We start from the raw sequence: 26080 nt of genomic DNA on the forward strand, positions 1-26080 counted from the left end.
CTGCCCGTAAAAAGCAAGCTCTCAGCGCAAAGCCAGATATGTGTATGAGATTCCGCTTGTGTTTGGCGTATCACCATACGCATAGTCATATGTGACTTCCATGCCTGTAGAAACAATGCGGAGCAGAGTGGTTTGGTTGTTGCCAATGGCGATTCCATAAAAATTCCCGCCTGAAACAAAAACTGCCTTTGGCTGAAATCCCAAATTGATTGTTTGTGAAATTTGGTTGTAAGGTATATTGCTCGTGCCGTTGCCAGTATAGCTGCCCCGGACAAACTCCGCCTTGCCGCTGGACAGTGAGTTGATTTGGCCCTGCTGGGTATTGATCTGGCCCTGCTGGGTGTTGATTTGGTTCTGCAAATTGGTGATGGAATCGAAGCCGGGCTTGCTGTTGATCTGCTGCTGCTGGGTGTTGATTTGATTTTGCAGATTGGAAATGGCGTCTGGATTGGGTAGATTGTTGATCTGGCCTTGCAGATTGCCGATGCTGCTGTTGAGCTGCCCCTGCAAGCTGGTGATGGCGCTGTTGTCAGCCTTACCGGCCAGAGCAGTGTCGATTTTGCTCAAGTCGGTGTTGAAATCGGTCCGCAGGAAATTGTCCTGCGGGTCCCACTGGTGCAGCTGATAATTTGGTGTGAATGTACCCATGCGATTCCTCCCTCTGTTTCTCTGTATGTGAGGCCCTTTGCCCCACTTTTGATTTTTCCCAAGGACCCCTTTGGCATGGGATTTTTGTTGCACACAGAAAAAACGCCCCCTGTACGGAGCATTTGCTCCATACAGGGGGCGTACTTTCTGCAAAATCCGCGCTCAGCCAGCCGCAATGCCCAGCTGGGTCAGCCAGGTCATGGTCTGCTCAGGCAGGACGATCTCACCCATGTGAGTTGCGTTCCAATCCAGCATTTTCTGATACAGCTCGGTGACAGCCGTGCGATAAGTGGGGTCCTCCTGGTAGACCTGCATAATGAGGTCAAAGGAGGTCTGCCACGCATCGCTGTCCGCCGCCATATAGTCCACATACTGATTGATCATTTCAAAGGCCTTGGGCGCGTTCTGCTGGTTGAAATAATACTGGGCCAGGTAGATGGGGATGGTATTGGAATGGACCTTCTCCAGCCGCTGGGCGTACTTGGCCGCGGTTTCGTGGATCTCGGTCTGCTGGGCGTCCACGCTCATGCTGCTGGTCACATAGGAGAGCATATGGTCGGCCCATTCAAACCGGTCCAGCCCAATGGCCTGCTCCACCGCGTCAAAGCTCTTTTCCCGCTCCACCAGGGCGTTGGCGTACATATTGCAGCCCAGCAGAATGGCATAGATCAGCAGCAGCGCCGCCAGCACCCAGCCGATGCCCTGGCGGATACGCTCTTTGACAAAGGTCAGGGGCATGGTCTGACCACAGCACAGGGCCACCAGACCAAACACCCCCAGTGCGAAGGGAAGATAGGCGAAGAAGGAGAATACCACTTCCACCCCGGCGTGCCCCGCCATAAAGACCAATACACCGCCCAGCGCAGCGGCCAGGGGGTGGGACTGCTCCTGGGGCTGGCGGCGGGATTTGATGACAGCGATAAACGCGGTCACAAATACCCCCACAAAGAGGATCAGGCCGATAATACCGGTCTCCACCAGAGACTCGATATAGTGATTGTGGGCATATTTGGTCTCATAGTAGAAGGACTGCACGCTGATGATGCCGTTCTCATAGGCGCCCATACCCAGGCCAATGATGGGGCTGCGCTGGAACAGCTTCATGCCGTCCTCAAAGAACACCAGGCGCTGAATGGCGTTCTGGTTGGCCCACAGGCCCTGTAGACGGTTTGCCACAAATTCAGGCAGCAGGGTATAGCCCAGGGGGAAAGAGACGCTGCCGCGCTCTCCCTGAAGGGAGAGCTCTTCCACGGTGACGTCCGCCCCCGCGGTGATGTTGGCATACACCACAATGCTGTCCTCCGGTACGGTGACGGCCGCGCCGTCCGCCGGTCCGGAATAGAGCACCGTGCTGGTGTGCATCATGGTGTCCTCCCGGTTCTGGCTTTCCAGCGTGATCTCCACCGGACCGTCACTGACCACAGACAGGGTATAGCTGCCCGCCTCGGGGTAGGCAGCCCGGCGCAGGCTCTCCCCTGCCTTCAGAGAGGCGGAACCGGTCAGCTGCATGGCGACAAACGCAAAGACCGCCAAAACCGCCACCGCAGTGACAATGAGAATGGGCACCACGCGGGTGTGCTGCCCCAAAAGCTTGCCTATCCGCTGGCCCACAAAGTGGTCCAGCACGCAGAGCAGAGCGGCGCCGACTACGATACAGAGCAGGGGGATGGGCTGGAAGCCGGTCCACTCCACCAGAGAAGTGGCGGACACCGCGAATCCAGCCCCACAGACCAGGATCAGCGTCTCCACCATCAGCACCAGCAGGCTACCCCGGGTCTCGCGGCGCTCCAGCAGCAGGTACACCAGAAAGCCCACCGCAATGGTGGCGCTGCCGCCCATACTGAAGGCCAGGAAGAAGGAAAGGGCGTTGATATAGAGGCACACCAGATGGAACTTTCTGTGGGTGTTGTGAGTGGAGGTCAGGGCCAGGCCCAGGGAGAGAAACACGCCGATTCCCATGCACCCGGCAAACACATTGGGGTTGGTGAAGATGGAGTTGATCCGCACCCCTACCTCCACGGGCGTGAGGGCGCTGTAATCCGGAGTAAAAAGCCCCAGAATCCCCAGCACCGGGGTGCTGATGAGGTGGGTGGACAGCAGATCGATGCTTACCAGTCCGGAAATGGCCGCCGCCCCTTCCAGGATGGCGGCAAAGCCCCGCCCAATTTCTTTTCCTGTGCCTTTGGCCAGGGCCAGCAGCAGCACCACACAGCAAAAGGACCCCAAAAGAACCACAAAGGATTTCAGGGCAAATTTTCCCGAAATGGCATACAAGGTGGAAATTCCATTCAAAATCACCCAGGCACTCAATGCCAGGAAGGGAATGGACAAACGCTCCCTGATCTGCTTGTACCGGATGACCAGAGCGGCTACCGCGCACAAGGTCACAAAAAGGGCGACCCCCTTGGCGGTAGAGAGATTGTTCAGGCAGATGAACAGAAAATAGGCCACTGTCAGTCCCGCCATGATGCCAAGCTGTTTCGGACTGCAGCCCAACACTGTCATAGCCGCGTTCTGTTTCTGTGTTCTATGCGACGACATGATGCTCCTCCCCAAATGATTACAAATTCCTGTTTCGACAAAACTTGTGAAAAGACAGGCAACCTGTCCGTCGTCTGTTGTCAAAGAAAGCCGAAACTATGTTAGTATACCACGGATTCCCAATTAAGTCCACACGCATGGAGGTTAATTATGCAGTTTTTCCTGGTTAATCAGGGCTTTGGTCACAGTCAGCAGCAGGATTTTGATATCAAAAAAGAAATTCCAGTTCTCAATATAGTAAATGTCATAGCGGATGCGCTCCTCAATAGAGGTGTCGCCCCGCAGGCCGTTGACCTGGGCCCAACCGGTGATACCGGGACGGACCTGATGCTTCACCATATACAGCGGGATCTCTTCTTTAAACTGCTGAACATAGTGGGGGACCTCCGGCCGGGGTCCCACCAGGCTCATATCCCCCTTGAGGACATTGAACAGCTGGGGCAGCTCGTCGATGGAACACTTTCGGAGCAGAGCGCCGAATTTGGTCTTGCGGGGATCGGAGTTCCTGCTCCATCCGGTGTCCTCCTCTGCGTTGACCCGCATGGAGCGGAATTTATACATCTGGAAGGTCTTGTTGTTGCGGCCCACCCGCTCCTGCTTGAAGATCACCGGCCCAGGAGATGAGAGCCGTACGCCGATGGCGGCGATGAGCATAATGGGAGAGGTGCAGACGATCAGTACCAAAGAGCCGATGACATCCAGCGCCCGCTTGGAGGCGCTATGGAACCAGCAGTCCAGCGGAATGTGGCGGATGTTCATCAGCGGGATGCCCTCGATGTTGTCAAACTGGGGATTGGAGGGGATATATTCCGCATAAAACGGAATGATGGAGAGCTTGATCCCCTCCTTTTCGCAGGCCTCGATCACATTGCGGGTAAAGCGAAACTCCTCTGCCGGAAGGGCCACCACCACTTCGTCCGGGGAGCGGCGCTCCAGCACTTTTTCCAGCGCCATCACACTGCCCAGATAGGTCAATCCGGGGATGGAATCGTGCTCAGAAAGATAGCCGTCAATCAGGTAGCCGTATGCCTTCTGGCGTTGGACCACCTGGACATAGCGGACGGCCATGTGGCTGTCCCCCACCAGAAGGATATGTTTCTGGTTAAAGCCCCGCTGACGGTAGTACCGCAGCAAATAGCGGAGAATGACCCGCTTTGTGGCCATGCCCAAAAAGGCCAGTGTGAAAAAGGTTACCAAGGTAAAGCGGGAGAAATGGACCACCTTATACAAAAAGAGCAGGGTCTGAATGAGAATAAAGTTCAGCACACAGCCCCAAAACACTTTACTGATCTCCCAGCCCACAGGCTTTTTACGGAGGGAGTCGTAGAGACCCATGGTTGCAAAAGTAATGAGGTGACCGGGGATCAGGACAAGCAGCAGCCCCATATAGCCGCGCAGCGGAATGGTGGCAACGCCGCCGTCCAACAGATAAAATCGGAAGGCAAAGGCCAACGGCATGGCAAGAAAGAGAATCAGTGCATCCAGCAGCACATTGATATAATTGAGCGTACGCTGGTTTTCTTTAATCATGGTCGAGCAGACTCCTCTATCTCAAATGGCCCCTACACCAGAGGGGAACGAGGGAATAAGCGCGTCAGGTATGGGTTATTGTCTCATCCCTCAGCGGGATCAATGCCTCATATTGAGCCATAATGATGGGCAGCACCTGGTCCAGACAATAAACCCCCACGCTCTGCCGCCCCTGCCGTCCCATACGCTCCCGCTCTTCGGGGGATTGGAGCAATTTTTGGAGCTGGGCGGCGCAGGCCTGCCAATCGCCGTAGGGGTAGAGCAGACCACATGTATCGGGGACCAGCAGATCGGTATGGCCCTTGACCGCGCTGGCCACCACAGGCAGGCCGTAATACATAGCCTCCATGATATTAAAGGGCAGGCCTTCGCTGCGGCTGGCGGAGACAGCAATATCCGCCGCCCCATACCACTGGGCCATACGGGCGACCTGGCCGGGGAAGATGACCCGCTGCTCGATTCCCAGGCTGCGGGCCAGGGCAACGCACTCCTCCAGAAGCGCCCCCTGGCCGGGCAGAGCCAGCTTTACCTGGAGCGGCAGCTGCGCCAGCGCCCGGAGAAGGACCTGCTGGCTCTTTCGCCCGGAAAACTCGGCCGCATAGAGAAGCAGGGTATCCGTCTCCTCAATCCCCCACTGGCGGCGCAGAGCGGATGCCTCCTCCCGGCTGATGGGAGGCAGGCGGCTGGGGTCTAGTCCCACGCCGGGAATCTCCACCATTTTTTTGCCCAGTCTATGGGCGGCGGCATACTGGGTATCCCACCGGTTCATGGTCATCAGAAGGTCGGTCCTGGAAGCCACCAGCTTTTCGGCAGCCTGAAGAATGAGCCCCTTGGCGGCGGGATTATTTTCTCCAAATAAATACCCGTGTACCATACAAACCACTTTGGGCCGCTGTTTTCCACCATTTACCGCCAATCTGGTAAAAAAGGACGCCAGCGCCGTATGGCAGCTGACCACATCGTAGGCAGTCTCCCGCATGGTACGCCGAAGCTGGCGCAGAGCCCTGCCATTGCGCGGAGAGAGCATCTGTTTTTCAAAATCCAGGTGGATGGTCCGGTGGGCCTCCGGGATTTCCATGGGAGCGCCGCCGCAGGCCACATCCACCGTCCAGCCCAGAGCGCGGAAGGCGGACAGATACGGACGGTGGAACTGCACAATATGGGAATATGTAGATGCCGTAAATAGGATTTTTGGCATTTTCCGCTCCTCTTTTACAGAAGAATTTTGTAGGTTTTTGTATTATATCACACCCATCCTGAAAAAGAAAGGGAGCTTGCCACAGGGAATGTCTGCACGGTTTGTCAAGGAAACATCCCCCAAGATCCAAAGCTCCATATCAAAAGAACCCCCTCCCTGCACAGATCATAGACCTGTACAGAGAGGGGGTTCCTGTATCCAATTTTGTGGGGGAGTATCTGCCCCCTTTCGTCTGTTCCCTCAGTGTGCCACGGTGGCAAAGACCACGGCTGCCCCGCCGGAATTGGGGGTAAGGGCCCGAATGACTACGCTGGCATCCTCCATGCCGGACACAGCAGCCGGCAGATTGGCAATGCCCTGGTAGCACACCGCCTGCTGGACAGCCGGGTCATAGACTACAAACACGGTTTTATTGTCGATGCTCAACACATAATGTCCGTGGGTGAGCTCATTGCCACCCATAGAGGAGATATCCAGGCCGGTCTCCAGATACACATTGCAGGCCGTCATATCGCCGGAGACATTAGATAACGGATAAAGGGACACGGTATCCCCCTGCCGGGTATAGGCCCAGATACCGGACAGTGCAGCGGCATCGTTGACCGACTGGCTGGTGTTCTGGCCGTTGGCTTCGGTCCCGTCGGCACTGACGTCATAGACCAACAGGTTGGTATTACGGATCACCACGTCTCCATCCTCTAAGGTAACGGCCTTCTCGCTGACATAGCCCGCCCCACCTTCAGTCACTCCAGCGGGATTGTTGGAAGATTCCGGGCCAAAAGCGCCGTTTTTTCCATAGGGGCCGCCAGCGCCCAGGTCGGTATCGGTCAGGGTTTGCAGGGCCACGGAGAACTGCCCCACCGTGCCGTCGGAAAGCACCAGCGAAGCGGTCACCAGGGGCTGGGCACTCTCTGCCACCGGAGCCAGCTCTGCCTCGTCCCCGTCAACCACCGTTTCCCCCTCTGCCGGCTCTTCCGGCACCTCGGGCAGCTGTAGGCTGCCCTCTATGGACAACAGCTGGGCATAGCCGGAGCTGATTTCACTGGTACAGACATCTACCACGCTGCCGGACTGGTCCAGGCTGAACACGCCTTCCGTACCTTCCGTCAGCACGGGCAGACCGGAGACCGCCGTCCCCAGGGGATAGGTTTCCCCGGAGATCATCACCTGATCTTCTTCCAGGCTGGTGAGGATACCGGTAACTTGCCGTGTGGGGTAGATATGGGCCACACCGTCAGCCACAGCGTAGGTAACGGTATCCCCCGCCTGCACCGGGCCATAGACCACCGCTGTGTCGTCAGAGGAATAGCGGTAATCCGCATAGCCCTTGCCGCCGATGGTGTAGATGGTCATGCCGGAGGCAGCGGTAACGCTGGAAAGGGTGTCCACCTGGTAAGTAATCACAACGATGTCGGTGATGACGTTCTTTTCCCCGGTGTAGATCTCCACCTGCCGGCCGTTCTGGGTCAGGTCGGCCAGAAAGCCCGCGGTGGTCTGGTTGTCGATCCAGCAGGCGGACTGGGTGGAGCGGCCCTCTGAGCCTGCAAAAGTCAAATTGGCCGCAGCGTTAAAGCTGACCCGTTTGGTGGCGGAAATGCGCTCACCGGCAGCGTAGAGGTAGGTATTTTTAAAGGAACAGGAGGGCAGCGCGTCGGCCACTTGCTTGGCACTGGTGCTCAGGGAGAACACAGCGGCAGGGGTGCGGGCGCTATAATAGATGGACTCATCCTGATAGCACCAGCTGCTGCCGGGGCGGCCAAAGCTGTCATAGTCGGTAACCAGCAGCAAATCGGGAAGGTAGGCCTCACAAAACTGCTGGATGCCGTCCTGGCTGCCGTTGTAGTCCCGGTCATAGTAGCCGTCCACCTTCACCGCCGAAAGGCGGTTAGTCAGGTTGTTAACACCGGTATAGTGTACCATGTTGCAGGTCAGGGTACGGTAACACATCAGCGCAGCATCCTGTCGGGTCACATGGTCGATCAGGTTCATATCCTGGGTGGCGATTCCCACCTCCATGGCGGCGGATGCCACATTGAGCAGCCAGTCGGTGCCGGTATATCCCTCTGCCTCCGGGTCATAGCCCAAGGCCACCAACAGCATTTTGGCAAAGGCTGCCCCGCTCAGAGGCTGCTCGGGGTAAAACTGCCCGTTTCCGTTTCCTGTCAGAATCTGATGTTCCACGCAGTAGGCGATATAGGGAGCCGACCAACGGTCTGCCTCCACATCGGTAAACAGCTGGCTGCCGCCCTCAAGCAAAGCGGCATTGGTCTGCACCCCCATCATCGAGCAGATGATTTTGGCGGCCTGCTCCCGGGTCAGTACATCGTCAGGATGAAAAGCGCCGTCGCTGCTGCCGGTAAACACCCCCAGGCCGGTCATAACGTCTACCGCCTCGGTCTGGATGATTTGATCGCTGTCGGTGAACCCGCTGCTGGCCGCCGAAGCGCCCAGAACCAGAGAGCCGGACAACAGCAGCGTGGACAGAGTAAGCGCCAGAAGCCGTTTCAGGTTGCGCATAAAATATCCCTCCTTTTGGGGTTTCTGGAATAGAGCCTTGGCTCCTGATGGTTTTTATTATCCATGATACCGGATTCACCGCCACCGTCAACCGTTTTGCAGAGATTGTAACACAAGCGTAATGTTACCATGGGTTTTTCCCATAATATTTCCATAAATCTGCCATTTTCCTGCTCGCTTTGTATCTTAACATTATATATACGAAAAGGGCGCGCTGCTCAATGCAGCGCACCCTTTTCGTCAGGATGTGATGATATGCATCTATTTTATACCGGTGCAACAGTTTGGCAAGTACGGCAGCCCATAAGACACGGACGGCTAATCTTTTCGGAAGGAACGTTCGTCAAAAACAAGGAGGAATATGATGAGCAGATTTACACCAAATTATCAGCTGCACCAGTGGGACCCGGAGGACAATTTCCTGCGGACCGATTTCAACGAGGACTTGAGCAAGATCGACACCGCTCTGGCCAGCAAGGCCGACAACAGCGCCATTACTAACTTGCAGGGGCAAATCAACAATTTGCCAAACTCCGATGCTGTTGCCAACCTGCAAAATCAGATCAACGCCCAGCAGCAGCAGATCAACAGCAAACCTAATTTAGACGCTATTACCAATTTACAAAATCAAATCAACACCCAGCAGGGGCAGATCAACGGGAAAGCCAATCTTGACAGCATTACCAATCTGCAAAGCCAAATCAGTGCCCAGCAGGGACAGATCAACAGCTTATCCAGCAGCAAGGCCGAATTTATCTATGGAAGCTATACCGGTAATGGTGGTGTATCACCGGCCCAGGTCATCACCATTGGTTTTCAGGCCAAAGCCATCTTTGTGTACGGTCAGAACTATACAGGTTTGGTGGATGCCTCTAACTGTTCCAATCTCTTGACGCTTACCACAACTGGCTTCAATGTCGTCTTTTCCCCCCTTTATGAGGGCACCCCAAATAAAAGCGGCGTCAGATATGCCTATCTGGCTATGCGTTAAACCGGAGTGACAGATAGCAATAAAAGGCCCCCCGGAAATCCGGGGGGCCTTTTGATTTGTGTTACAAATCGCTTAGCCGATGGTCAGAGTGGCGCCATTCAGCTTGAAGGAAGCCAGCTCGTAGTACCAGAAGTTGCCGTCGGCAGTAGGAGCACCAACAACAACGTTCTCGTTCTGAGCGTCCTTGCAGGTCACGCTGGTGCCAGTAGCAACCTGGACCTTGATGGTAGAACCGGTGCTCACATAGATGTAGTCCTTGCCGTCAGCGGGAACAACCTGCTGATCGTTGACAAACAGCCAGTAAGTAGCGGTGCCAGCCAGGTTCACCTTCAGCATCTCGGTCTTAGCCTCGGCCTTAACGGTCAGAGTCTGACCCTCAGCCTGAGCCAGGATGGCCTTGGTCAGGGTGTAGGAGCCATCAGCGTTGGCGGGCAGAACGATCCAGCTGCCGTTACCAATCTGATAGGAAACCACGAGACCCTCGTAGCCCTCAACAGCCTGAGCGGTGAACTTGATGTCGTTGCTGGAGACGGTGTCGCCAGTGGTGATGTACACGTTGGCATTGACAGAAGAACCAGTAGCCAGCTTCACCTTACCAGTATCGGTGGTGGTGATGGTGATGGTGTAGTCCTTAGTAGTGCCATTCTCAGCCTTAACAGTGATGGTCACAGTACCAGCAGCAACAGTGCCCTTGCCGTCAGCCACAATACCGGTGGTACCGGCATCGGTGATAACCACAGTAGCATTCGCGTCAGCGGTAGTCACAACCAGCTGGTCGACAGTGGTGTCGTTAGCCTGGTTGTAGGTCAGGGACACGGTGTAGTTACCATTGGAATCCTTGGTAGCCACAGCACCCTTCACGGCAACGCTGCTCACCTCAGTGCTGATGCCAGCAGCGTTGGTGGTCACGGTCAGGGTGTAGGTGACGGAGTTGTAACCAGCCTTGGACAGGATGATGGTGTAGGTGCCGGCGGTGATAGCGGTAGTGTCGTTAGCGACAGTCTGGCCATTCTGCAGCACGGTCACGGTAGCACCAGCATCGTTGCAGGTGAAGGCGAACTTGTTCACAGTGGTGTCGTTAGCAACGCTGTAAGCCAGGTTCACGGAAGCGGTGTTGCCCACCAGGTTGGCGGACACGCCCTTGACCTTCAGGCTGGTCAGAGCCAGACCAGTCACGGTGCCGCTGCCAGTGCCGGAGGACACGTTGGTGAAGGTCTCAATCACGCCGGCCTCGGTGAAGACGCCGCCGATCTTGCCGGTAGCAGTACCGGTAACGGTCAGGGTGGTGGTAGCAGCCACGTTGCCGGGCACGTTGATGGAGCCAGCAATGTAGATGGTGTTAGCGGACAGGTTCTTGTTGTAGGCGTAGTTCTGAGTCACAGCGCCGTTGGCATTCACGGTGAAGCTACCGGTCATGTTCACGTCGGAAGCAGTGCTCAGGGTCAGGGTGCCGTAGTTCACAACCAGGGAGCCGTTGCCCTTGATGGTGCCAGCGCCGCCCATGGTCAGAGCGCCAGTGTAGGTAGTGCTACCAATAACGCCGCCCACGGTCACAGCAGCGGGAGCATTGATCTCCAGGTTGCCGAAGACCAGCAGAGTGTTGTTGCTGTAGATGTTGATGTTGGCATTGGCCTGAACGTTAGCAGCCTGCACGTGGCCATAGATGTCCAGAGTGCTGTTAACATACAGAGTGCCGTTGGAGCAGACATGGACGCCATTGCTCACGGTGGTGGCAGCATTCACGTTGATATTGCCAGCAACATGAGTGTCCTTAATGATGGTAGTGGGAGCGCTGATGGTGAGAGCGCCGCCGACCTGAGTGGGAACAGTGATGTTGCCGTTGGACACGGTGTAGTCGCCGTAGACACGCAGGTTACCAGCACCGGTAACAGTGTAGCCGTTGGTGTTCAGGTTGCCCTGGAACTGAACGGTGAGACCAGCGGGAATCACCAGGTTGAAGTTCAGGGAAGCGGTCAGGCCGTTGTTCATGACCATGACGTTCTTGCCGGCCTGCAGGGCCTGGACAATGTTCATCTGATCATAGAAAGCGTTGCCAGTCAGATAGACCTCGCTGTAGTTGGACAGGCTCCAGTCGAAAGCACAGGTGCTGCCGAAGCTGCCGTCGCCGTCCATATCCCACACCCAAGCGGTCTTCAGGGTCTTGCCGCTGTTGGTGTCGATCACAACAGCCCACTTGTCGTTGACATAGTCGAAGCTGCCGGTAGTGACCTCGTCCTTGGCGCTGTCAACATCGGTGACATCCCAGATGTTGGTGTTGCCCACGATGGTCAGGTACTTGCCGCCGGCATCCACGGTGCCGTTCTGCAGCAGGGAGGTAGCCACAGGAGCCACAGCGCTGGCGGTGTTGATGGTGTACTCGCCCTTGCTGTTGACGCTGTACTTGTAGGCCTTCATGAAGGAGGAATTGCTGTTGAAGTAGCTATAATCGCTCTTGGAGACGGTGATCACGGAGGTGGTGCCGTCCTCGAAGACAACGTTCAGCTCCAGGTTCTTGGAGTCAACAGCGTTGGCGTTCAGAACCAGCATGTAGTTGGCGGAGTTGTTGGTCAGCTCAGCGTTGAACAGAACCACGTCAGCCAGAGTAGAGGCAACATACTGACCGCCGGACTTGGTGATGACGGGGTAGACCTGAGCCTTCACACCGGCATTCACATCGCCCATGTTCTCCCAGCCAGTGGCCACGCCGTACTCGCCGGAATCAGCCAGACCATCATTGTCCTTGTCGTCGAAGTAGAAGGCAATGGTGTTCTTGTCAACGGCAAAGGTCTTCTGGTTGCCGTTCACCAGCACGTTCAGGTAACCGTCGCCGGTCTCGTACTTGCTCTGCAGGGTGTACTGCAGGTTGGTGGCATTGTATCTATTCTCGATGTAGGCATAAGCCTCGCGGGAGTCATCAATGGTGATGTTGTCCTGATCAGAGCTGCTGGAAACGCTCAGATCGCCGTTAGCCTGCAGGCCGTTCAGGTTGAGCACGTTCTTGATGGTCAGAACGTTGTTCTCATTCAGAGAGTACTCAATCACGGTGCCCACAGCAGCATTCAGAGTGTTGCCGTACAGGTTCACGTCGCGGGTGCCCAGGTAGGTCTCCAGAGCGGTATCGTTAGCGAAAGCCTTGTCGCTGCCGACGGAAGCGCTCCAGTCGATGTCATAGGTAACCTCAAGGGAGTCAGCGGTCAGGATCTTGATCTCGCCAGCCTTGCTCAGAGCGTTCTGAGTCCAAGCGGAACCGATGACCAGACCGTAGTTGGCAACCACATCCTCAGCGGGACGGAAGGCCACGATGTAGCCGTTGGAGTCCAGGATGAAGTCGTACTTGGTGTCGAACTGAGCGCCGTTGTTCTTGCCGGCGTTCTCGATGTAGAAGCGGGTGATGTCGGCGTCAACCTGAGACTCGACCTCACGGATGTAGGACATCTTGTAGGTGTTGCCGTCGTCCACGGTGATGTACTGCTCATCAGCCTGATCGCGATCCACACGGGTCATGGTGCCGGTCACGATGGTGGGCTCGGTGATGTAAGTACGACCGCCGTACTGGACATACAGGATCAGGTCGTCAGCAGCCAGATCCATGCTGGTCACCACGTCGGCATTGTCCAGAACCTGAGTAGTGGTGCTGGCCTTATTGGTGGTAACGGTGGGCAGGAGGCCGTTAGCGCCCACAACAGGTACGTTGATGGTAACGGTCTCGTCCTTGGTGTTGGTGCGGACAACGTTGGACAGGGTCTCGCGGATGTACAGCACGTACTCCACTTCGCCGTCGTTGTTGTTGTCGATCAGCTTCACGTCAACACCGTTCATGTTGAACTTGCTGGCGGTGGAGTTCCAGTCATAGTCGCTGATCAGAGCGGAAGCGCTGGAAGCGCTCTCGTAGCCGTAGTTCACATAGTACTCGGTGTTGTCGTTCACGGACAGGCCGGTACCCTTCAGCAGGTCGGTCACCTTGCTGCTGTTGGCCACAGTGCCCTCGATCACGTTGACCTTGTCGTCCACGGTCACGCCCAGCACGGTGGAGTTGGCCAGAACGGTGGTCTTCTTGATGTACATGGTGACAGCCTTACCCAGCATGCTCACGTCGGTGGACACGTTGAAGGTCACAGGCTCCTTCTCCTCCACGTACTCAGCAACAGTGGTGTTGGAGGTGGTGGAAGCGTACACCTTGACATGATCCAGGGTGGTCTTGCCAGTCTTGGCAGTGGCCTCGGAGTTGGTCTGATTCAGCTCAGCCCACTCGTTGGCGGTCACAATACCCTCGACCTTGTACACGCCGTACTTGTTGGACAGCAGGGTGCGGTGATCCTCGAAGATCATGGCATAGCCGTCCTCGTACTTCTGGATCATCTCAACGTCCAGAGCGTTGTAGATGAGCAGAGCAGCGTTGTCACGGTTCAGGTTCTCAGCGGTGGGAGCAGTCAGGTCATCAAAGATACCCAGGGTAGAAGCCAGAGAGGTGGTCTTGATGGCCCAGGAAGCACCGGTCAGACCCTCAACCTCGGGGTCGTAGCCGATAGCCACCAGCAGCATCTTGGCGGCCTCATTGCCGGTAACAGGGGCAGTGGGGTCGAAGGTGCCGTTGCCACGGCCGGCGATGATGCCCAGGCTGTAGCAGTAGTTGATGTAGCCCTTGGCCCAGCTGTTGTCGATGTCAGTCAGGCCAGTCTCGAGGTTGGCGTACAGATCATTGACATCAGCACCCTGGTTCAGGATGGTGGCAATCATCTTAGCCATCTCGGCACGGGTCACATTATCCTTGGGGGCATAATAAGACCCATCTTCCTTGCCGTTGATCACGCCCAGAATGGTGAGCATGGAAACGGCGTCCTTGTTGACGATCTCGTCCTTATCGGAGAAGTCGTCAACACCCGCAGCACCGGCGCCGACTACCATCATGCCCATCAGCATGAGAGCAGCCAGAACCAGACTGAGAGTCCGCTTGAGGTTTCTCATTGGGAATTCCTCCTTATTTATTTTCGACCGTGAATATTAGATGACAGTATTAGGGAACATCTTCTCCACGAGTCTGGCATTATCATAATCCATCAAAATCGTTCCGTCAACACCTCCGGCGGTTTTGTAACATAAGCGTAATCTTCCGGGCAGAGGGTGGACACAGAGGAAAGGGGTGGAGCGCCCAATGGCCCCTCCCCCCTGCCCCTCAACGGGTTATACGTAAGAAAACCGGGATAAAGCAGTCCTTTTTTTGTGCATATTGCGCAAATCCGTTCTGTTTCACGATTTCAGCAAAAGTTCGTACACCGCCCCCTGAACGTAATCGATCTGCTCAAAGGTATTGAAGGGGCCAACCGAAAATCGGACCGCTCCCTGGGGATAGGTGCCCAAGGTCTGATGGGCCAGAGGCGCGCAGTGGAGGCCGCAGCGGGTCTGGATGCCATACTCCTGTTCCAACCGGAAGGCCATTTCGGCGTTGTCGGCGTGCAGGAAATCCACCGACACCACCCCGGTGCGGCGGGACGGGTCCCGGGGCCCCAGCACCCGCAGGCCGTCCTCCTCCAGCTCCATGAGCCGGGCCCACAGGTGACCGGCCAGCTTGCGCTCCCGGACCCGGAGGGCCTCTCCCTCCCCTTCCAGGTAGTCCAGCGCCGCTCCCAGGCCAAAAATGCCAGGCAAATTCAGGGTACCTGCCTCAAACCGGTCGGGCAGAAAGGCTGGCATATCCAAAGACTGGGACTGACTGCCGGTGCCGCCGGAGATCAGGGGCTCCAGCTCCGCCGCCAGAGCGTCGGTGACCACCAGCCCGCCGATGCCCTGGGGACCCAGCAGGCCCTTGTGGCCGGGGAAAGCCAGAGCGTCTATACCCATTTCCTCCATATCCACCGGAACGGCTCCCAAAGTCTGAGCCCCGTCCACCAGAAAGAAAACCCCTCTCTCCCGGCACAGAGGGCCTATTTTTTCAATGGGAAACAGGCCACCGGACACATTGGAGCCGTGGCACAGCATCACCGCCCGCGCTCCGGCCAGCTTGTCCTCCAGGCTGTCCAGAACCAGCTCTCCCTGGTCGGTGCAGGGCAGCAGCTCCACCGCTACCCCCTGCCGCTTCAGCTGCTCCAGGGGACGAAGTACCGCATTGTGCTCCATGGGAGACGTGAGTACCTTGTCCCCCGGCCGCAGCAAGCCCTTCAGCAGCTGATTGAGCCCGGCTGTGGCGCCGGCAGTAAATATGACATTCCGGGGACCAGGACCATGGACCAGGGTGTTGAGCTTTTCCCGTACCTCCAGCACCCGGCCCGCCGCGTCGTAGGCCTTTTGGTAATCTCCCCGGCCAATGTTGCACCCCACATTGGTGATGAAATCAGATATGGCCTCCGCCACACCGGGGGCCTTGGGGTATGAAGTAGCCCCGTTATCCAGATAGACGCTGCCCATAGCCGCGCCTCCTTCCTACCTTATAATATATAAAACTATGAAATCTCCGTTTCCACCGGGAGCCGGAACCGGCAGTCCTCCAACCGGGTCAGGGTACGGCTCAGGGCACCGGCGGCGCTGTCATCCACCATCAGGCGGAGCGAGCCCTCCCGCCGGTTCACAGCGGATACCATGGCGGCGGACAGGACGCTGTCGCTTCGCTCATCTCTGGTATAGTCCAGCTGGGGAGTCCAGCAGACCCAGCCCTCCGCCTGCAACGCCCCAGCTACCCCGCTGCCTGCGGCCTCCAGATAGACGGTGTGGGTCCGCAGATGGGCTACCTGCTCCAAAAAAGCACCGCCCGCCGCCAAAGCCTCCTCCACCTCCTCCTGGGTGGACTCTGTAAGCCACAGCCCCACAGCGTGGCCTCTGCCTACCAGGCGGCGGATGGTCTGGGCCTGGTCCAAAATGTCCTGGGGGCGGAACAGAAACAGGCCGTAAACGCCCGCATCCTCCAGCTGGTCTGCCACCTGGTCCGCTGTGCCGGTTTCACACTGCACCGCCAGATACACCGTCAGCTGGTCCTCCTGATCGGGGGAAGCGGTGGGCCGGGCGGTGGTCACAGGCTGGGAGGGAGCAGGGCTGCTTTGAGTCGTTTCCAGCTCCTTGAGGTAGTTGTTGTACCGGTCCCGCATGGAGTTTTCCGCGTATTGGATAAACTGATCGTCGGTAAGATGGCTTGAACTGTCTGTAATCCGCACCAGATCGCCATAGTCCGTGGGGATATAACTGTAGCGCAGGCCAAAATAGGAGCACACCGACGCCGTCGGCAGGAAGATCAGCCCATTGCGGGACACCGCCCGCATATTCTGGTCCGCCCCGTTCCGGTCGGTGCAGGTGCCCTGATTGAGGTCAAAGGTAAGCGTCTCATTCAGGCTGTACAAAGTGAGGAGAGATTTACCCTCCTCCCGGACCAGCCCATAGGACACCCCCAGGTTCACTCCGGTCAGCGACCGGTCAAAGGCAGTATAAGGTGTGTACAGCTGTCCGCTGATCCAGGCCGGCATGGCCTCCACCGACAGATTCACCATTTTATTATTCTCCGCCAGCAGACAGATCTGGGGCGTATCCGCCCAGGCCTTTCCCGCTAATCCCGTCCCCAGTACCAGTGCCGCCACGCACACCAGAGACAGCAGTCTTTTTTTCAAGCGCATGGATCCGCCCCCTTTCTGGTGGCATTATAGCATGATTTTTAAAGGCGGTAAAGCGGCCGCTTGCGCCCTGCTCCCAGGGCTGGTATAATATTTTCATCCAATTTTAAGATTGGTTCAATTCCATTTTTACCCCTGGCTGCGTATACTGCCCTCATGAAAGGGTGTGTTTCTATGGACGTTACATTGGAGCTGGTGGAACAGCTGCGCAAACGGGCCGACCTCTCCTATGAGGAGGCCCGGGCTGTGCTGGAGGAAACCGGCGGCGACCTGTTGGCCGCCCTCATTCTGCTGGAGCAGCGGGGAAAAATCCGCCCCGACGGCGGCGCCAGCGCCCACTACTCCACCAAGTCCGGCGGTCAGTCTGCCCCGCCGCCGCCCCAGGAGCCGGACGCCGCCCAGACCGGCGGCAGCTTTTGGGGATGGTTTACCGATCTGCTTCACCGCTCGGTATCCAACCATTTTCAGGTGTGGCGGTGGGGGGAGCTGCTGGCCTCCATCCCGCTGATTATTTTTGTGCTGCTGATCCTGCTGGCCTTTTGGATCTCGGTGCCCCTGCTGATTGTAGGCCTGATTCTGGGGTGCCGGTATCGCTTTGCCGGGCCCGACCTGGACCACAGCCAGGTGAGCCAGGCGGTCAACCGTGCCGCCGATACCGTCAGCGACGCGGTGGACCGGGCCAAGGCCCAGGCCGAGCAGGCCGCCCGGCAGCGGCAATCCAAGCAATGAGGTGAGAGCATGGAGGAGCATATCCTGCTGGTGGAGGATGAGGAAAAGCTGGCCCGCATGGTGGAGCTGGAGCTGAATTATGAGGGCTATCAGGTGGAAAAGGCCTTTGACGGCCGGACAGGGCTGGAGCTGGCTCTGTCCGGCCGGTTTGACCTGGTTCTGCTGGACATCATGCTCCCTGCCCTCTCCGGTATGGAGGTACTGCGCCGCCTGCGGCGGGAAAGCCAGATCCCGGTCATTATGCTGACCGCCCGGGACACGGTGGTGGATAAGGTGTCCGGTCTGGACATGGGCGCGGATGATTATGTGACCAAGCCCTTTGCCACCGAGGAGCTGCTGGCCCGCATCCGGGCCGCTCTGCGAAAGCGCCCCGACCGGGCTCTGTCAGACGCCCGTCTGTCCGCCGGGCCCCTGGTGATGGACGTAGACCGGCATCAGGTGGCGGTAAACGGCCAGAGCGTGGCCCTGACCCGGAAGGAATTTGATTTGCTGCACTGTCTGCTGGAGCACAAAGAGAAGGTCCTCTCCCGGGAAACGCTGCTGGAACAGGTGTGGGGCTTTGACTTTGTGGGCGAAACCAACACGGTGGACGTATACATCCGCTTTCTCAGGAGCAAGCTGGACGAGCGGTTCCATATCAAGCTGATCCATACCATCCGTGGCGTGGGATATGTGATACGGGAGGAGTTATCATGAAGGCTTCCGCCATTGTCTATACCAGCAATACCGGCTTCACGGCACAGTACGCCACTCTGCTGGCCCATCAAACCGGCCTACCCCTTTTCCGTCTGGAGGATTCTTCCGCCTTGGCCCCCGGCACAGAGGTTCTCTTTCTCGGCTGGCTGTGCGCTGGAAAAATCCAGGGACTGAAAAAGGCCATGGGCCGTTTTTTCATCCGGTGTGTGTGCGCCGTGGGCATGGCGCCCTCTCAGGGTTACGCCCAGAAGCTGGCCCACGATCTGGGCCTGTCCCTCCCCCTGTACTATCTGCGGGGCGGCTATGCGCCCGCTCGTATTCGGGGCAGATATCGGCTTATGATGGCCATGATGAAGGCCATCTTGTCCAAAAAGACCGACACCCAATCCCGGGAGGCCCTGAAAGCCATAGAGCTGGGCGCCGACTGGGTAAGCGCCCAGCAGCTGGAGCCAGTGATGGACTGGCTCCGGAAATAGGCCCGCCATGGCCGCCAAATCAGGCCGCGCCGCCGGCCCCATCCGCTCCTCCATTGTGGCCCGGCTCAACATCCGCCTTTTCTTCCGGCTGTTGGGGATCTATTTTTTTCTGGATTTGCTGCTGCTGGTGCTGGCCTGCGGCGGACTGCTGGTGTGGTGTGAAACCCAGGCCGGTCAAGTCGCCGCCCAGGTGGAGGCGGTTGGCCTGCCCAATTTGGAGGAGAAGGTCTGGACCCAGACGGCGGGCCTCACCCTGACCGACGGTTCCGCCCCCGACCAAGGCTTTGCCCTGCCCTCTTTTATCACCAGGCGGCTGGACCCTCCAGACGCTCCCCGGTATTTTGAGCCAGGCACTCGGGACTTGGTTCAGGCGCTTTCCTCCCAGCATCAGCAGCCTGCCTGCTACACCATCCAGCTGGAACGAGATGGAACACTCTACACCCTGACCCTGGATCTGACCCTGCCTGTCAGGCTCTTTTTCTTTGCCGCCCGCGTGGTGCTGATCTGGCAACTGGTCAGTCTGGTTCTCCATCTGTTCCAGAATGCCGGTACCATCCGCCGCACGCTCCGGCCCATTCAGGAGCTGGCCGCCGCCGCCAGTCAGTTGGGAAACGCTATGTCCCCCGAGGAACTCCAAGCCTTGGCCGGGAGGCTGGATAAAATCAACGCCAGCCATCTGGACTGGCGTATTCCAGTAACCGGCACCCAAAAGGAGCTGAGGACCCTGGCGCAGGCCATCAACGCCATGCTGGACCGGATCAACGGGGCCTATCGCTCCCAGACCCGCTTTGTCTCAGACGCCAGTCATGAGCTGCGCACCCCCATTGCCGTGATTCAGGGCTATGCCAGTCTGTTGGACCGGTGGGGCAAGGATGACCCAGCCACCCGGCAGGAGGCCATCGACGCCATCCGGCAGGAGGCAGACGCCATGAAGGCCCTGGTGGAGCAGCTTCTCTTCCTGGCCCGGGGAGACAATGATTCTGTGCGCTTTGAGCCCCAGCTGTGCGACTTGGCCGAGCTGGCCGCCGAAGTGCTGCGGGAGACCAAAATGCTGGACCACACCCATCGTTTTTCCGGCCATTGGCTGAGCGCGGTGCCGGTTGTGGCTGATGAGGGACTTATCAAACAGGCCCTGCGTATTTTGGTGGACAACGCGGTCAAATACACGCCGGAAGGGGGAAAGATCTCCCTCTCTGTCCAGGGCCAGGACCGTTTGGCCCGGCTGACGGTGGCCGACGAGGGACAGGGCATTGACGCTGAGAGCCTGCCTCATATTTTTGAACGCTTTTACCGCACCGATGAGAGCCGGGCCCGCCAGACCGGCGGCACTGGTCTGGGCCTCTCCATTGCCAAATGGATCGCCGACCGCCACGGAGGCTGGTTTGAAGTGGTATCCTGGCCGGAGGTGGGCACTCGTTTTACTCTGGTGCTCCCCTTGGAACCGTTGACAGGGGCCGCTTCGCCGCCTACTGCCTAATCTATCCCCGCTCCGGCGGGGATATTTTTTTAGAAACAGACGGGAACTTTTTGGCAAGCACTGCCGTCCAATAGAGCGATTCAGAAAAAAATGTAAAGGAGCGTTCTTATGAACCACCGTTTTCTCGCCCTGGCTTTGGCCGGGACCATGACCTTTGGCCTGCTGACCGCCTGTGGAGGCGGGAATGGCGACGGTATTTCCCAGACCCCCGACGCCGTCACCACGCCCCCCGCTGTGGAGAGCACCACCCCCGCCCCGGAAAGCACCTCCCCCATCGTGGAGGAAAGCCCTGACGCCAGCCCTGAGTCCTCCGCGCCGGTGGAGGAGAGCGCCGCTCCCTCCAGCACGCCCACGGCCAAGCCCTCCGCTTCCGCCAAACCCACTACACAGCCCACCGCTACTCCCAAGCCCACTGCTAAGCCCACTCCCACTCCTACCCCGGAGAGCAAGCCCCAGACCAACGCCGTTCAGTCCACCTGGGATGATATCTCCAAGCTGTCTCTGCCCAACCTGACCGCCATGGACGACGCCACGCTCTCCGCCATGTATGGCATCAACGCCTCTGATCTGGAGGAATACGTGTGCATGATGCCCCTGATGGGGGTCCACTCCACTGAGTTCTTTATCGCCGAGGTAAAGGACGGCAAGATGGACACCGTCAAGGCGGGCATTGCCAAGCGGCAGGCCGATCTGGATGCCCAGTGGTCCCAATATCTGCCCGATCAGTATGAGCTGGTAAAGAATTATAAGCTGGTAACCAATGGGAATTATGTCCTGTTTGCCATCAGCGAATATGCCGACAAGGCCGTTTCTATCTTCGATAGTTATACCAAATGAGTATTTTTGGGCAGAATAGAAGTTGCGCTCCGGCGTGGCAGCGATTATAATACCCCATGTCAGCGCCCGGCAGCGCAAGCCTGCCGGGCGTCAAATTGCCGAACGATCTTTGACTGGATGGGAAAGCCCCCCTGACAGTCTATCTCCGGCCTTGTTGGACAGGCTCCGCCTGGATCCTGAGTTCTGAAAAGAGAAGGTGAGCAGTTGGTCTTTTCCAGTTTGTATTTCTTGTTTCTCTATTTACCCATTGTATTGCTTGTCTATTATATCACTCCGCTGCGGTGGCGGAATCTGTGGCTGCTGGTGGTTAACCTGGTCTTTTACGGCTGGGGCGAGCCCAAGTATATCCTGCTGATGATCTTTACCATTGTGCTGGACTACTTCGCTGGACTGATGGTAGCCCGGTACAAAAAACAGGGGAACGACAGGGGCGCAAAAATCGCCATGGCGGTGGCCCTGGTGCTCAACCTGGCCATTCTGTTCTTCTTCAAGTACTGGGATCTGGTGGCCCGCACCTTCCAGCACTTCGGTGTGGGTATGCCGGTGCTCAACCTGACCCTGCCCATCGGCATCTCCTTCTATACCTTCCAGACCATGACCTACCCGGTGGATATCTACCGGGGAGACGCAGAGCTGCCCAAGAACATCATCAGCTTCGGCACCTTCGTCACCCTTTTCCCCCAGCTTATTGCCGGTCCTATCATTAAATATAAGGAACTGGCCGACCAGATGAACTACCGCACCCACTCCCCGGAGCAGTTTGCCTCCGGCGTGCAGGTATTTACGGTGGGTCTGGCCAAAAAGGTGCTGCTGGCCAACAACATCGGCAAGCTGTGGGACGTATACCTGGCCCTGCCCATCGACCAGCTCACTGTCACCGGAGCCTGGCTGGGCGTGGTGGCCTTCTCCCTCCAGCTGTACTTTGATTTCTCCGGCTACTCCGATATGGCGGTGGGCCTGGGTCGGATGCTGGGCTTTGAGTTCCTCCGCAACTTTAACTATCCCTATATCTCCAAGTCGGTCACTGAGTTCTGGCGGCGGTGGCACATCTCCCTGGGCTCCTGGTTCCGGGAATACCTGTATATCCCCCTGGGCGGCAACCGGGTGAGCAAACCCCGGCTGTTTTTCAACCTGCTGGTCGTGTGGGCGGCCACCGGCATCTGGCACGGCGCCAGCTGGAACTTTCTGATCTGGGGACTCTACTTCGCCGTGCTGGTGATTGTGGAAAAGGCCTTCCTGGGCAAGCTGTTGGAACAGCTCCCCGCTGCGGTGCAGCACATCTATACTCTGTTTTTGGTGCTGGTCAGCTGGGCGATCTTCGCCGTGGAGGACTTCGGACATCTGGGCGCCTATCTGTGCGCCATGTTCGGCATGGCGCAGGGCGGACTGATTGACCCATCCGTGGGGTATTACTTCACGTCCTATCTCCCCATGCTCGTCATCTGCTGCATCGCCTCTACCCCGCTGGCAGCCGCCCTGTGGCGCAAGCTGCCGGTGAAGGCGGTCAAGGTAGTGCTCCCTGTGGTGCTGCTGGCCGGGCTGATTTTCTCCACCGCCTATCTGGTGGATGCCACTTACAACCCCTTCCTCTACTTCCGCTTCTGATTGGAGGTTATGACCATGACGAAAAAGTACTGTATCTTTATCACCACGTTGTTCTGTGCCTTCATCGGCCTGTTCCTGGTGGCCAACGCCGCCGCCCCCGACCGGGAATTCTCCGAAATGGAAAACCGCAATCTGGAGCAGATGCCCACCCTTTCGGTGAATACCCTGCTCAGCGGAGAATTCATGAAGAATTTTGAGACCTACACCACCGACCAGTTTGTGGGCCGGGACGCATGGATCGGTCTGAAATCCTCCACGGAGCGGGCTCTGGGCAAGAAAGAAAACAACAATGTGTATTTCTGCGACCAGAACACCCTGATTACCCGCTTTGACCAGCCCGACGCCGCCAAGGTAACGGAAAACCTGAACTATGTGAACACCTTTGTGGAAAATGTGGACATCCCTGTGACCTTCTCCCTGATCCCCACCCAGGCCTGCATCTGGGCGGACCGGCTGCCTGAGGGCGCCCCCAACGCCAGCCAGACCGCTCTGCTGGAGCAGGCGCAGGCCGCAGTACCCGGGGCCACTTGGGCCGACCTGTACACCCCGCTCATGGCCCACAAGGATGAGAATATCTTCTACCGCACCGATCACCACTGGACCAGCCTGGGCGCCTATTACGGCTATACCGCTCTGGCCGACGCTCTTGGCTATACGCCGGTGCCCCTGGATACCTATACCGAAACCGTCCGTTCCACTGAGTTCTACGGCACGGTGTTTTCCTCCTCCGGCGTGCGGTGGGTAAATCCCGACACCATTACCACCTATGTGCCCGATACCGGCATCACCGTCACCAGCTACACCTATGACAGCAGCGGCAATCCGGTGGAGGAGCCCCGGGCCCTGTACGATACCTCCTTCCTCTCTGTGAAGGACAAGTACTCCATGTTCCTGGGCGGCAACCAGTCTCTTGGCGTGGTCAAGACCCCCAATGCCGATAAGCCCAAGCTGCTCATTCTGCGGGACTCCTATACCGACTCTCTGGTGCCCTTCCTGACCCCCCATTTCTCCGAGATCCACCTCATCGACCTGCGCTATTACAAGCTTTCTCTGTCGGACTATATTCAGCAGAACGACATTGACCAGGCGCTGGTGCTCTACAGCGTGCCCAACTTTGTCACCGATTCCAATCTGTTCTGGATGACCCGCTGACCCAGAAGGCACAAAAAGCCGGCCCCCATTCGGGGGCCGGCTTTTCTGTTGTGTAAATCAGTCGCGCTGAGAGTGGAGGTGCATGGAGTGGTTTACCTTGCCGATGATGAAGAGCACCACGACCATGGAAACCACGGCAATCACCAGATTGAGCACCATGTTCTGCAAGAAAGCAGCCAGGATGTAGTTAAAGAAGCAGACAGCCGCCACAGTGATCGCGTAGGGCAGCTGGGTAGCCACGTGATTCAGGTGATAGCACTGAGCGCCGGAGGAGGCCATGATGGTGGTGTCGGAGATGGGAGAGCAGTGGTCGCCCATAACCGCGCCGCCCAGAGTGGCCGCGATGGCAATCATCAGCATGTCATTGCCGTTGATCAGATCGGTGGTCAGGTCGGCCGCCGCCACACCGCCGGAGAATACCGGGATCACGATGGGCAGCAGGATGGTAAAGGTGCCCCAGGAGGTACCGGTGGCAAAGCCCAGGAACGCGGCGATGATAAACACCACGGCGGGCAGGAAGTTGTGCAGGCTCTCACCGAAGCCGGACACGATATCAGCCACAAACTGGGGGGCGCCCATGGCCTTGGTCACGTCGCCGATGGTCCAGGCCAGGCAGAGGATCAGGATGGCGGGCACCATCTGCTTGAAGCCGCCGGGCAGGCAATCCATCAGTTCAGAGAACTTTATGGAGCGGCGCACCATGAAGAAGATCATGGAGAACACCAAGGCAATGAGAGAGCCCAAAGGCAGGGCGGAGAAGGCGTCGGTGTTGGCGAACATATTGATGATGTTTACCGCAATCTGGCTGCCCTCCGCGTTCTGAGCCTGAATGGACTGATAGCCCACATAGGTCATGGCGCCCACACAGCAGGCCACCAGCACGATGACGGGAATCACCAGATCGATGACCTTACCGTTGGGATTGAACTTCATCTCCTCCGCGCCGTCAAAGGGCCGCTCGGGGGTGGTGTACAGATCGCCCCTGGCGGCGTTGTCCTCATGTTTCTTCATGGGACCGTAGTCAATGTTCAGGCTGGTCATGACCACGATAAACACCAGGGTGAGAATGGCGTAGTAGTTATACGGGATGGCCTTCAGGAAGATCTGGAAGCCCAGCTGATCGTTGCCGATGATACCGGTGACGGCCGCGGCCCAGGAGGACACGGGCATCATGATACACACAGGAGCGGCGGTGGCGTCGCACATGTAGGCCAGCTTGGCCCGGGAGATGTGGTGGCCGTCGGACACGGGGCGCATCACGTTACCGGTGGTCAGGTTGTTGAAGTAGTCGTCCACGCCCAGCACGATGGCCAGGATGAAGGTGGCCCACAGAGCGCCGGACTTGGACTTGATGTGTTTGACGGCCCACTCGCCATAGGCCTTGGAGCCGCCGGCCCGGATCATCAGGGCCACCATGGTGCCCAGAATGACCAGGAACATCAGGATGCCCATGTTGCCGCCGGCGTTGCTGCACAGGCGGGACACGAAATCCTGGAGGGCGTCAATGGGATTGCCGTTGGTGTACAGCAGGCAGCCCACGATGATACCCAGGAACAGAGACGAATACACTTCTTTGGTAATCAGTGCCAGAACAATAGCCGCTACAGGCGGGAGCAAGGAAAATACGGTGCCCCAGAGTTGACTGGTATGCTCCGTATCACCTTCGGCAAAAGCCACGGTAGCCAGGATACAGGATAGTGTAAACAGGACCAGCAGGACTTTGCCAAATTGTTTGATACGCGGTGAATTCATGTCAGCCCTCCTATCAAAATGGTGAATCCTAAAAGCTCCCCAACCCAAGGACTCGAGTTGTATCATACAAAATTACGGTTAACTTTACAATGTTTTTTCGGCATTTTGAATATTTTCGTCTAGGCGCACAGAAAAATCGCCAATTTTTTGGGTAAAACCTCAAGCAATTTTGTAAGCTTTTTCAAGTTCCGTTTTTTTCTCCTAGTTCTTGTTTTTTGCGCCTTCCCACATGAAAGCATGAAAAATCTCCGCCACTCAAAGATGAACTGCACCCCATTTGTTAGACAGTATGATATACTGAATAACAAGTGGGGTGCTTTATTATGCCAAAAAGAAAGC

General features: G+C 57.4%; 17 protein-coding genes. 8 read left to right on the forward strand and 9 right to left on the reverse strand.

What is annotated here, in order from left to right:
• Positions 1 to 21: 21 nt before the first annotated feature.
• The 5 genes from Q0J75_RS06505 to Q0J75_RS06525 form a co-directional block, all read right to left on the reverse strand.
• Entirely contained in the window at positions 22 to 648 is a 627-nt protein-coding gene (locus Q0J75_RS06505) for a hypothetical protein (protein WP_297198442.1), read from the reverse strand.
• Positions 649 to 810: 162 nt separating this feature from the next.
• Complete coding sequence (locus Q0J75_RS06510; RefSeq protein ID WP_297198445.1) at positions 811 to 3189, reverse strand: O-antigen ligase family protein; 2379 nt, start codon at positions 3187 to 3189, stop codon at positions 811 to 813.
• 144 nt (positions 3190 to 3333) lie between these two features.
• On the reverse strand, positions 3334 to 4719 hold the full coding sequence (locus tag Q0J75_RS06515; RefSeq protein ID WP_297198448.1) for an undecaprenyl-phosphate glucose phosphotransferase: 1386 nt from the start codon (positions 4717 to 4719) through the stop codon (positions 3334 to 3336).
• 64 nt (positions 4720 to 4783) lie between these two features.
• Positions 4784 to 5917: a glycosyltransferase gene (locus Q0J75_RS06520; protein WP_297198451.1), complete on the reverse strand. Its 1134-nt coding sequence runs from the start codon at positions 5915 to 5917 to the stop codon at positions 4784 to 4786.
• 240 nt (positions 5918 to 6157) lie between these two features.
• Positions 6158 to 8434: an S-layer homology domain-containing protein gene (locus Q0J75_RS06525; protein ID WP_297198454.1), complete on the reverse strand. Its 2277-nt coding sequence runs from the start codon at positions 8432 to 8434 to the stop codon at positions 6158 to 6160.
• 364 nt (positions 8435 to 8798) lie between these two features.
• On the opposite strand from Q0J75_RS06525, the gene Q0J75_RS06530 reads away from it, so the two are divergent.
• Positions 8799 to 9425 (forward strand): hypothetical protein, encoded by a 627-nt coding sequence (locus Q0J75_RS06530; protein ID WP_297198495.1) that lies wholly within the window; start codon positions 8799 to 8801, stop codon positions 9423 to 9425.
• A gap of 72 nt (positions 9426 to 9497) precedes the next feature.
• On the opposite strand, the gene Q0J75_RS06535 is transcribed toward Q0J75_RS06530, so the two are convergent.
• The 3 genes from Q0J75_RS06535 to Q0J75_RS06545 form a co-directional block, all read right to left on the reverse strand.
• Complete coding sequence (locus Q0J75_RS06535) at positions 9498 to 14390, reverse strand: S-layer homology domain-containing protein (RefSeq protein ID WP_297198457.1); 4893 nt, start codon at positions 14388 to 14390, stop codon at positions 9498 to 9500.
• 282 nt (positions 14391 to 14672) lie between these two features.
• The gene (locus tag Q0J75_RS06540; RefSeq protein WP_297198459.1) at positions 14673 to 15827 is read right to left on the reverse strand and encodes an aminotransferase class V-fold PLP-dependent enzyme; all 1155 of its coding nucleotides are present in this window, start codon (positions 15825 to 15827) and stop codon (positions 14673 to 14675) included.
• A gap of 35 nt (positions 15828 to 15862) precedes the next feature.
• Positions 15863 to 17020 (reverse strand): hypothetical protein, encoded by a 1158-nt coding sequence (locus tag Q0J75_RS06545; protein WP_297198462.1) that lies wholly within the window; start codon positions 17018 to 17020, stop codon positions 15863 to 15865.
• A 171-nt stretch (positions 17021 to 17191) separates the two neighbouring features.
• Between Q0J75_RS06545 and Q0J75_RS06550 the strand changes: the two genes are divergently transcribed.
• The 7 genes from Q0J75_RS06550 to Q0J75_RS06580 all read left to right on the forward strand — a co-directional run bounded on the left by Q0J75_RS06550 (position 17192) and on the right by Q0J75_RS06580 (position 23989).
• Positions 17192 to 17746 (forward strand): ubiquitin, encoded by a 555-nt coding sequence (locus Q0J75_RS06550; RefSeq protein WP_297198465.1) that lies wholly within the window; start codon positions 17192 to 17194, stop codon positions 17744 to 17746.
• A 9-nt stretch (positions 17747 to 17755) separates the two neighbouring features.
• A complete protein-coding gene (locus tag Q0J75_RS06555) occupies positions 17756 to 18442 on the forward strand; it encodes a response regulator transcription factor (RefSeq protein WP_297198468.1) in 687 nt (228 codons plus the stop codon).
• Complete coding sequence (locus tag Q0J75_RS06560; protein ID WP_297198471.1) at positions 18439 to 18918, forward strand: hypothetical protein; 480 nt, start codon at positions 18439 to 18441, stop codon at positions 18916 to 18918. Before Q0J75_RS06555 ends, Q0J75_RS06560 begins: the two co-directional genes overlap by 4 nt.
• Before the next feature lie 7 nt (positions 18919 to 18925).
• On the forward strand, positions 18926 to 20395 hold the full coding sequence (locus tag Q0J75_RS06565; RefSeq protein WP_297198473.1) for a HAMP domain-containing sensor histidine kinase: 1470 nt from the start codon (positions 18926 to 18928) through the stop codon (positions 20393 to 20395).
• 108 nt (positions 20396 to 20503) lie between these two features.
• Complete coding sequence (locus Q0J75_RS06570) at positions 20504 to 21232, forward strand: DUF4358 domain-containing protein (protein WP_297198476.1); 729 nt, start codon at positions 20504 to 20506, stop codon at positions 21230 to 21232.
• A 204-nt stretch (positions 21233 to 21436) separates the two neighbouring features.
• A complete protein-coding gene (locus Q0J75_RS06575) occupies positions 21437 to 22837 on the forward strand; it encodes an MBOAT family O-acyltransferase (protein ID WP_297198479.1) in 1401 nt (466 codons plus the stop codon).
• Positions 22838 to 22852: 15 nt separating this feature from the next.
• Entirely contained in the window at positions 22853 to 23989 is a 1137-nt protein-coding gene (locus Q0J75_RS06580; protein ID WP_297198483.1) for a DHHW family protein, read from the forward strand.
• 57 nt (positions 23990 to 24046) lie between these two features.
• Here the strand turns inward: Q0J75_RS06580 and Q0J75_RS06585 are convergent, their stop codons facing one another.
• On the reverse strand, positions 24047 to 25741 hold the full coding sequence (locus tag Q0J75_RS06585) for a Na+/H+ antiporter NhaC family protein (RefSeq protein WP_297198485.1): 1695 nt from the start codon (positions 25739 to 25741) through the stop codon (positions 24047 to 24049).
• Between the last annotated feature and the right edge of the window lie 339 nt (positions 25742 to 26080).

This window comes from uncultured Flavonifractor sp., from assembly GCF_944385615.1.
GTDB lineage: Bacteria > Bacillota > Clostridia > Oscillospirales > Oscillospiraceae > Flavonifractor.

Coding starts and splice junctions, on each gene's coding strand:
- Q0J75_RS06505 (WP_297198442.1), bottom strand. CDS start 648: ATGGGTACATTCACACCAAATTATCAGCTGCACCAGTGGGACCCGCAG.
- Q0J75_RS06510 (WP_297198445.1), bottom strand. CDS start 3,189: ATGTCGTCGCATAGAACACAGAAACAGAACGCGGCTATGACAGTGTTG.
- Q0J75_RS06515 (WP_297198448.1), bottom strand. CDS start 4,719: ATGATTAAAGAAAACCAGCGTACGCTCAATTATATCAATGTGCTGCTG.
- Q0J75_RS06520 (WP_297198451.1), bottom strand. CDS start 5,917: ATGCCAAAAATCCTATTTACGGCATCTACATATTCCCATATTGTGCAG.
- Q0J75_RS06525 (WP_297198454.1), bottom strand. CDS start 8,434: ATGCGCAACCTGAAACGGCTTCTGGCGCTTACTCTGTCCACGCTGCTG.
- Q0J75_RS06530 (WP_297198495.1), top strand. CDS start 8,799: ATGAGCAGATTTACACCAAATTATCAGCTGCACCAGTGGGACCCGGAG.
- Q0J75_RS06535 (WP_297198457.1), bottom strand. CDS start 14,390: ATGAGAAACCTCAAGCGGACTCTCAGTCTGGTTCTGGCTGCTCTCATG.
- Q0J75_RS06540 (WP_297198459.1), bottom strand. CDS start 15,827: ATGGGCAGCGTCTATCTGGATAACGGGGCTACTTCATACCCCAAGGCC.
- Q0J75_RS06545 (WP_297198462.1), bottom strand. CDS start 17,020: ATGCGCTTGAAAAAAAGACTGCTGTCTCTGGTGTGCGTGGCGGCACTG.
- Q0J75_RS06550 (WP_297198465.1), top strand. CDS start 17,192: ATGGACGTTACATTGGAGCTGGTGGAACAGCTGCGCAAACGGGCCGAC.
- Q0J75_RS06555 (WP_297198468.1), top strand. CDS start 17,756: ATGGAGGAGCATATCCTGCTGGTGGAGGATGAGGAAAAGCTGGCCCGC.
- Q0J75_RS06560 (WP_297198471.1), top strand. CDS start 18,439: ATGAAGGCTTCCGCCATTGTCTATACCAGCAATACCGGCTTCACGGCA.
- Q0J75_RS06565 (WP_297198473.1), top strand. CDS start 18,926: ATGGCCGCCAAATCAGGCCGCGCCGCCGGCCCCATCCGCTCCTCCATT.
- Q0J75_RS06570 (WP_297198476.1), top strand. CDS start 20,504: ATGAACCACCGTTTTCTCGCCCTGGCTTTGGCCGGGACCATGACCTTT.
- Q0J75_RS06580 (WP_297198483.1), top strand. CDS start 22,853: ATGACGAAAAAGTACTGTATCTTTATCACCACGTTGTTCTGTGCCTTC.
- Q0J75_RS06585 (WP_297198485.1), bottom strand. CDS start 25,741: ATGAATTCACCGCGTATCAAACAATTTGGCAAAGTCCTGCTGGTCCTG.